General features: G+C 53.5%; 6 protein-coding genes. 2 read left to right on the top strand and 4 right to left on the bottom strand.

Going from position 1 to position 7,611, the window contains the following annotated elements:
- Position 1: 1 nt before the first annotated feature.
- Both PHU01S_RS09885 and rlmH read right to left on the bottom strand, forming a co-directional pair.
- Positions 2-1,708, bottom strand: a complete 1,707-nt coding sequence (locus tag PHU01S_RS09885; protein WP_127507422.1) for a zinc ribbon domain-containing protein — start codon at positions 1,706-1,708, stop codon at positions 2-4.
- Between the two features lie 102 nt (positions 1,709-1,810).
- Positions 1,811-2,290, bottom strand: coding sequence for a 23S rRNA (pseudouridine(1915)-N(3))-methyltransferase RlmH (rlmH, locus tag PHU01S_RS09890; RefSeq protein WP_049868593.1), 480 nt, complete (start codon positions 2,288-2,290; stop codon positions 1,811-1,813).
- Between the two features lie 284 nt (positions 2,291-2,574).
- Between rlmH and PHU01S_RS09895 the strand changes: the two genes are divergently transcribed.
- Positions 2,575-4,500, top strand: coding sequence for an ATP-binding protein (locus PHU01S_RS09895; RefSeq protein WP_164763039.1), 1,926 nt, complete (start codon positions 2,575-2,577; stop codon positions 4,498-4,500).
- Here PHU01S_RS09895 and PHU01S_RS09900 read toward each other — a convergent pair.
- Together PHU01S_RS09900 and PHU01S_RS09905 are read right to left on the bottom strand one after the other, a co-directional pair.
- Complete coding sequence (locus PHU01S_RS09900) at positions 4,489-4,725, bottom strand: NHLP leader peptide family RiPP precursor (RefSeq protein WP_021877630.1); 237 nt, start codon at positions 4,723-4,725, stop codon at positions 4,489-4,491. The two genes, PHU01S_RS09895 and PHU01S_RS09900, sit on opposite strands and share 12 nt — an antisense overlap.
- 70 nt (positions 4,726-4,795) lie before the next feature.
- Positions 4,796-5,758: a hypothetical protein gene (locus PHU01S_RS09905; protein ID WP_127507426.1), complete on the bottom strand. Its 963-nt coding sequence runs from the start codon at positions 5,756-5,758 to the stop codon at positions 4,796-4,798.
- A gap of 379 nt (positions 5,759-6,137) precedes the next feature.
- Between PHU01S_RS09905 and PHU01S_RS09910 the strand changes: the two genes are divergently transcribed.
- Positions 6,138-7,028 carry a diacylglycerol/lipid kinase family protein gene (locus tag PHU01S_RS09910; protein WP_048750006.1) on the top strand — a complete coding sequence of 297 codons (891 nt, stop codon included), beginning with the start codon at positions 6,138-6,140 and terminating at the stop codon, positions 7,026-7,028.
- Positions 7,029-7,611: the final 583 nt, after the last annotated feature.

The following is a 7,611-nucleotide window of genomic DNA, read 5'->3' on the forward strand; positions in this document are numbered from 1 at the left end:
ATTATCCCCCGATAAACTCTTCTGCATAAGACCTTATCTTATCAGCCCACCACGCGCCAATTCTCTGAACTTTTTTTAGTTCAATTCCATTTTCGTCCATTAATATATCCTTGATAGTTCTAATTTCAGAGTCAATTTTAATTCGTTGAATTCTTTTTGATGTCAGCGGAAGAACATCTATTTCCTGTTCAATTATTTCATAAAAAATAGATGCACTTCTCAGCTCAGCTCCACACCCAGTACAAAATTTTGCCTGTTCGGAAGCTCTTGGTGCACCACAATTATTACATGGAGGTAAATCGAACTGACATCTACTTTTTACCTCTTCAGAAAAAATCCTATCTGCTTGGATTCGAGCAAATTGCCGAAGTTTCGAATTGCTTATGGAATCACTGGAATATGCTAACGTCTTGGTTTTTCCTTCTGCAAAAGAGTTCGCTTGAATTAGCTTACCTAAATGGACAAGGTATCTGGTGTAAACTCCTTTTATACCTTTACTAATATTTTTCTTCTCTCTAAGCAATCCCGAATACTCGAGAAAATCAATTACTTTTTGTAACTCGGCTGAAATTGGGTTAGATATCCCAATATAAACCGCCTTAGAACTTTTATCCTTACCCTTGTTGTACTCCTTAATAAGTTCCAAAAGCCTTTCCATTATTTCTGAGCCAACATCAACAAAGTTCTTATATCTTGGAATCCGAATCTTCAATGAATCGTGGTTTTTTGAGACTGTTTCTGTCCACATATCTATGGCATCATAATATTCTCGTTGCGTTATCTTTTTACGAGTATTATCGTCTAATAAGAATTCAACCATAACTATTAATCCGCGAGGGATACCGTTCGCTGCATAATAAAGATTGTTTAAACCTGCTCTATTTTCCTTTAACTTTGTAAAGACCTCATCTCCAAATCTTTTTTCCATGATATCATCAAAAAAGCTAATATAATCAGGCTCATCGGGAGAATAACCTACATCGAGAAATAACGCATCATGCCCTATGTTAAAATATGGGCTGTAATTAGTAAGTCCCGGATATACCGCTGCTTTAGCAGAAACTTCTCTACTCTTTAAAACACGAAATATTTCAAAGAATTCCTTTTGTAACCTAGGTGAAAATGCATGAGCTGCATCATCCAATAGTAAAATAGCTCTTTTCATATTGTTCTGATCTAGAATGTGTTTTATAAATGCGATCACATTACCAACACTTAGATCAACGCTGGATGTCAACTCTTCAATTCTATCAATTGCTGACCCGCCCTCTAACTGATAAGTTAACCGTTGTAAATACTCTATATCGACTTTAAAAAAATCTAAAATTTCTTTTGAAAACTTTTCAGAATCGTACCGATTGCACTCAACCAAAGTAGGTACGATTTGTGTAATAACTTTTGATAGTACCCACTTAGTAAAAATCACATTACCATTAGATGCTTGATGAAGAATTGGTTCAATGTATAAATATTTTTCAAAATTTATGTATATCGGAAGAATTTCAGGTTCATTTTCAATACTTGAGTAATATGCCCATCTCATCAGCATACTTTTGCCTGATCCTCTAGGTCCTACAAGCAATTTACTAGAATTTCCTTGAAGTTTTTTAATAATGAACTGGTCCTTCTCAGTAAATGATGTCCATTGAAGTATTTCTTCTTTTGTTAGATTCTCAGCTCTAACTTGAAAGACATTTTCTTTTATCACTTGAGACCCCCCAATCAACGAATTGGCTACTTACTAGTTTATCCCAATCTAAATATTTATATCTAGCCTAATAATGTAAGCTTGACAAAAATAATTTTCGCCCTACTTATGGTACGGTTCACCCCGGTTAATCTTCACCGCCCGGTACACCTGCTCCGTCAGCACCAGCCTCATCAGCTGATGGGGCAGCGTCATCCGGCCGAAGCTCATGCGCTGCTGGGAGCGCCGCAGCACTTCATCGGACAGCCCGTGGCTGCCGCCGATGACGAACACGACATGGCTGGTCCCGTAGGTGCCCAGACGGTCCAGTTCACGGGCAAGGTCCTCGGAGCTCCAGAGCGCTCCGTCGATGGCCAGAGCGATCACATGCGCGTCCGGCTTGATTTGGGCCAGGATCCGCTCGCCTTCTTTGGCTTTCACGATCGCAACCTCTGCGTCGCTGAGCGTGTCGGGGGCCTTTTCGTCCGCAACCTCGATGACCTGAAACTTCAAATAAGGCGCCAGACGCTTCGCATACTCCGCGATTCCCTGCACCAGGTACTTCTCCTTCAGCTTGCCGACCCCAACGATCTGTACGAGCATAATTCCTCCTCTATATCCTCGCTCGAATGACCAAGCGCGATTGTCCTCACCGGGAACTTCCTTCTGCCGCTATCATACCGCAAAGCGGCTCCGAACCCTAGTCTCGACCGGCGCAAGGACAGAGAGAAACCTCCCTCCATTCCGCTGAGATGCTTCTCTTTCCCACCCTTTCCTCCAAGCCCGATTTGCAACACGAAAATTACTCGGATTTTGTCGGAATTTGCGTACAAGTCGAGGGATGTCGCGGTATAATTCGAGGAAGATCGCGTTCGACGGAGGAATCTATGAAACCGCTTCGTTTCCTTTACACCTTGGCTACTCTTGTTGTCGCAGCAGTCGTTCTGCTGTCATGGCCTGCGATGAGCTGGGCTTCTACGCCGCAAGCCCCCCTGGACCGCTGGCAGGTCATGCCGATCGCAACGGATGAGAAGAACGGAGCCTCCCCTCCCCTCAGCGGCTCCTGGGAGGAAGCCGGCACGGACAATACGCTTGTCGAGCTGCCCGATGGCGCCAAGGGCGTCTGGATTCGGCTGCAGGTGCCGGCGACAGATGCCTGGCGCCGGCCGGGCCTGCTTGTAGGGCGCATGTATGGGCTGGAGATGCAGGTCTACCAACGCGGAGAGCTGCTGTATGAGTCTCGGCGCGGCTTCGAGTTCGATCAGACCCGGCTGCTGCTGCCGCTCGACGTATCCGATCGGGGAACCGAGCTGGATGTACGCATCGTGACGACGGCCGGGAGAGCCGGATTCCTCTCTTCCGTACGGCTCGGGGAATTCGACGATCTGGAGAAAGGCTACATCCGAAAAGAGCTGCCGAGCCTGCTGCTCGGCGTCTCGGTCGTTTATCTGGCGCTTCTGATGTTCGTCTGCTCCAGCTTCCTGAGCAAGCGTCAGCGCAGCTTATGGATTTCGCTCTGCGTCATCGCGCTTACGGCAGGCATTCTGATCGCAGCCTACTCTCCGCTGCTGTACCTGTATTATCCATCGGCGGGGCCCTTCTTCCTGGCGTTGTTCGAGCTGTCTCTGTACACGATGTTCCCTGCGCTGGGCTACTTCGTCAACGAGACGTTGGAGCGGAAGTCTCCCCGGTTCCTCCGCTTCAGCCGGTGGCAGGCCTGCTATTCGGCTTTCGGCATTGCCGCCTACATCGCCTACAAGCTGTCGGACGGCAAGCTCTACAGCTTCTACTCGATCGTCTCGGTCATTGCGATCGGCCTGCTGATGCTGGTGCAGCTGATTTGGATCTCCTTCCTGTCGATCGCCCACGGGCGGCGCGGCGACCGTCAAGCGCGAGTGCTGTCGGCCGGTCTGCTCGCTTTTGCCGGCTCCAGCGCCACCGATTTGATTTTGTACTACGCCAGCGGCAAAAGCTATGTGCTTTTTCTCTGGAAGCTCGGCGTGGTGGCCTTCATCTTTTCGCTTGTCGTCATCCTCTCCCGCCGCGTTTCGTCCGACTACAAGACGCTGCTGTCCTACTCCCACCAGCTGGAGCTGTTCAACCTGCGGCTGGAGCGGACGGAGAAGATGAAGATCATCAGCGACCTGGCCGCATCCGTCGCGCATGAAGTGCGCAATCCTCTGCAGGTCACGAGAGGCTTCCTTCAGCTCCTCGCCAAGAAGGACGACGCCAAAAGCCAAAGCTACATTACGATCGCCGTCAGCGAGCTGGACCGCGCCGCCGAGATTATTACCGACTTCCTCACCTTCGCCAAGCCTGAGCTTGAGGTCGTCTCCCGAATCGAGATATCCGAGCTGCTGGAGCAGCTGGATCTGATCATGAGACCCCATACGTCTATGAACGGGGGAAGTCTGGCGATCTACTCCGAGGAAGGGCTCGCAATCATGGGCAGCGCCTCCAAGCTGAAGCAGGCACTGATCAATCTCATCAAGAACAGCGTGGAGGCGCTCGGGGAGGACGGATTGATCGAGCTGACCGCCTGTGCAGAAGGCGGAGAGGCCGTGCTGCGGATCAAGGACAACGGAGAGGGCATGGACGAGGAGCAGCTGTCTAAGCTCGGGGTTCCTTACTTTTCGACCAAGTCGAAAGGAACAGGACTCGGAACGATGGTCACGATGAGGATCATCGAGGTCATGAATGGCAGCATCGCCTTCAAAAGCCAAAAAGGAAAGGGAACCGAAGTGACGATTCGGTTCCCCCTTGTGCAGCAGCTCGCTTCGGAGCTGACAGCCGCTTCTATATTACCAGACTAGCTCGACGTTGCCAGCCGCGTCAACGGAATCCTCCGGTTTCGGCGGCACCACGAGGTAGAAATGCTTGTCCGCTTCTGCCACGGCCGTGAGCTGGATGTCATCCGGCAGTTCAACGCCGAATGCTTCCTTGATGGCGGCTTTGGGATCGGCAAGCAGCTGCTTTTTGAAGGTTTCGTCCTTCCATGCTTTTTGAATGATCTGCACTTTCAACGATTGGGATGACATGAGATCACGGCTCCTCGAAGGGTTATGGGTAAATCTTCCTATAATCTACCACATATCGCGACGAAAGTACCTATACTTTTTCCTGATTCGACAAATAATGAGAGAATCCCCCTTCGACCGCCAGCCTCATGGCCGTTTGCCGGGCTGAGCGTGCATCGGCTTCGATGCCCGAGAGCACCTCTTGCTGAAACCAGACAAGGCCCGGGGCCGCTTCCGGAAGCTCGGACAAGCTCCGGCGATGGCTTCTCGCGATGGCCGCAAGCCGCTCCAGCACTTCGTCCTGATAGACTGCCCGGCGGACCATCCTATCCTCCAGAGGCTGCTCTTCCGTCAGCCCAAGCTCCTGTCTGACCAGCGTCAGAAAGGCATTGCTGCGCTCCTCGCCGGAAGCCAGATCCTCTCGCCAGTCCGCCCAGTCGTCCGCCAGCTGCAGCGAGGCGAGCGCCAGCTCGACCGCCTGCTCTGCCGGCAGGATGCGCTCCTTCTGGCCGGCGTCCAGCCAGACAGCCGAGGCGCCGATCTTGACCGGGGCGGACTTGCGCGCCAGACCGGGGACGTCCAAGGGATCGGCGCGCCGGATTTTCTCCATCGCTGCAGCCAGCCCCCACGCCTCCGTATGCCTGAGATAGTCGCTCCAAAGCTGCGGCGGCATGGCCGAATGCCGGCTGTACCGTTCCAGGAACAAGGAATGCAGCAATTGGGACGCCGCCAAGGCTGATTTCGAGTTGAGCTGCATTTCCTCGCCGTCCATGACGTCGTCCAGCAGGAAATAATGCAGCATCATATAGACGCTGCCGACAGCGAGATCGCGGCATACGGAGGCCGGCGCGCCGGCCTGCTCCCCTGCCCAGACCGGCAGCATGTACGTAATATAGTTGGAACCGCCAGCCGTCCTCGAAGGATCGGCTCTCTCGATAAGCTCGCGCAGGATGGTGCGCAAAGGCTCCGGACATCCGTCCGCCCCTGTCCTGGCTTCGGCAATGATTTTAGCAGCCTCGCTTCTTGCCCTTTCCAGACTCCACTCGGTTGACATGCAATGGCTCCCCCTTCGCTGCCTTCAGGCAAGTCCCGGTCCAGCGTGTGTGCATCCTGCGGCATCTTCTCCCGCCGGAGAACACCGCTTCACGCGGCCCAGCCCACAAGGAGCATCCCACATTTCTTCCGGTTTGAAAAGAGGATGGCGATATGCAGCCCGCGCTCGTCTGCCGACCGTGCGGCAACCTTGCACGGGGGTCGATGGCAGTCTCCCAATCCCGCTTCATGGCTCCAGAGAGGGTCGAAGACGAGGCCATCTCCTCTTGTTTTTGCAACCATAATCATCCTGGTTTATGTCCCGCTGATTATGGCTTCGATTATCCTCATCAGTGGTAATCTCCTATGATACCATTCCAAATCAGAGAGGAAATAAGGGCATGAACAAAGCCATGATCATCCTCAATCCTTCCTCCGGCAAGGAGAAGGCGCTCGACTACAGCAACCGGATCGAAGAGGTTCTGCGCCGCAAAGGCTACGAGGTGGCCAGAAAGGAAACCGCCCAAGCCCTCGATGCGACCCGCTTCTGCCAGGCAGCATGCCGGGAAGGCTGCGACCTGGTCGTTTCGGTAGGCGGAGACGGCACATTGAACGAAACGATCAACGGCATCATGGATCAGGATCACCGGCCGAAGCTCGGCATCGTCCCTCTCGGCACGGTCAACGATTTTGCTCGCGCGCTCCGGATTCCGCTCGATCCCGAGGAAGCCATTCGAGCGCTGTCCTCCTCCAATGTGAGAACCGTCGATCTGGGTCAGCTGAACGGCCGCCTCTTCTCGAATGTCGTCGCCGCGGGCTCGCTGGCGGAATCCGTCGCCGCGGTGAGCTCGGAAGAAAAGTCCAGGCTCGGCGCTCTCGCCTACTTGAAGGAAGGCATCAAGGAGCTGCTCGGCAGCCCTGCCCATCCCATCGTCGTCGAGCATGACGGCGAGATTTGGGAAGGCGATTCTCCGTTGGTTCTCGCCGCTCTCACCAACTCGGTCGGCGGCTTCGAGAAGCTTTCGCCGAATGCATCCGTCGACGACGGATTGATCCACGGCTTCATTATCCGGGACATGAACGTCTTTGATACGATTGCGGCCGGCTTGTCGCTCTGGTTCGGCAGCCTGAAAGACAAGAAGGAGGTCGTCTATTTCACGGCCAAGAAAATCCGGATCACCTCGCCGAAGCCGCTCCGGACCAATGTCGATGGCGACGAAGGGCCGGCTCTTCCGGTTGAGCTGAGCATCCTGCCGGGGTACTTGCAGGTCATCGTACCCGAGGAAGGCTGATTGCTCTCTGCATCATCCCAAGCAGGTCCTATGAGGCCGGCCCCATGCCCATGCGTAAGCCGGCTCCGGCCAATCGGTGCTTTCTTCCCTTTCATCGCTTTCATCGCTTTCATCGCTTTCATCGCTTTCATCGCTTTCTTCGGTTTCTTCTCCGCATGAGACGGTTGGTATACCATACCAAGAAATACTTTGCGTTACTTCGTCATACTTTCGCTTCATTCCTCTACATTTTCATCCTGGCAGGCGGCGAGCCCGACTTCATTCCAGGCGCCCCCGTCTCTGTTGCTCTCCCGCTTTTCAAGGAAAAAAGCCAACCCGACAATCGGGTTGGCTTGATGACGCATGCTTATCCTCCATTCCGCCTGACTGTCGGCAGAGGTGCGGCTCCATACGAGCTGGGCTCGTCCCTGGAGTTCCGCCGCGGCGCGAACGATCCTTCGCCTTCGTCTCTTAGCTGGACGCGCTGTCTCCCGAGTTGGCCGACGCTCCGGAATCGCTCTGGCCGCCCGTTCCCGGCGCTGCGCTGTCGCCCGGCGCCGTGCTCCCCGGACCGTCGCCCTGGGCAGGCGGCTGGCCGTCCTGG

Origin of the sequence: Paenibacillus humicus NBRC 102415 (assembly GCF_004000905.1) — a bacterium.
GTDB lineage: Bacteria > Bacillota > Bacilli > Paenibacillales > Paenibacillaceae > Paenibacillus_O > Paenibacillus_O humicus.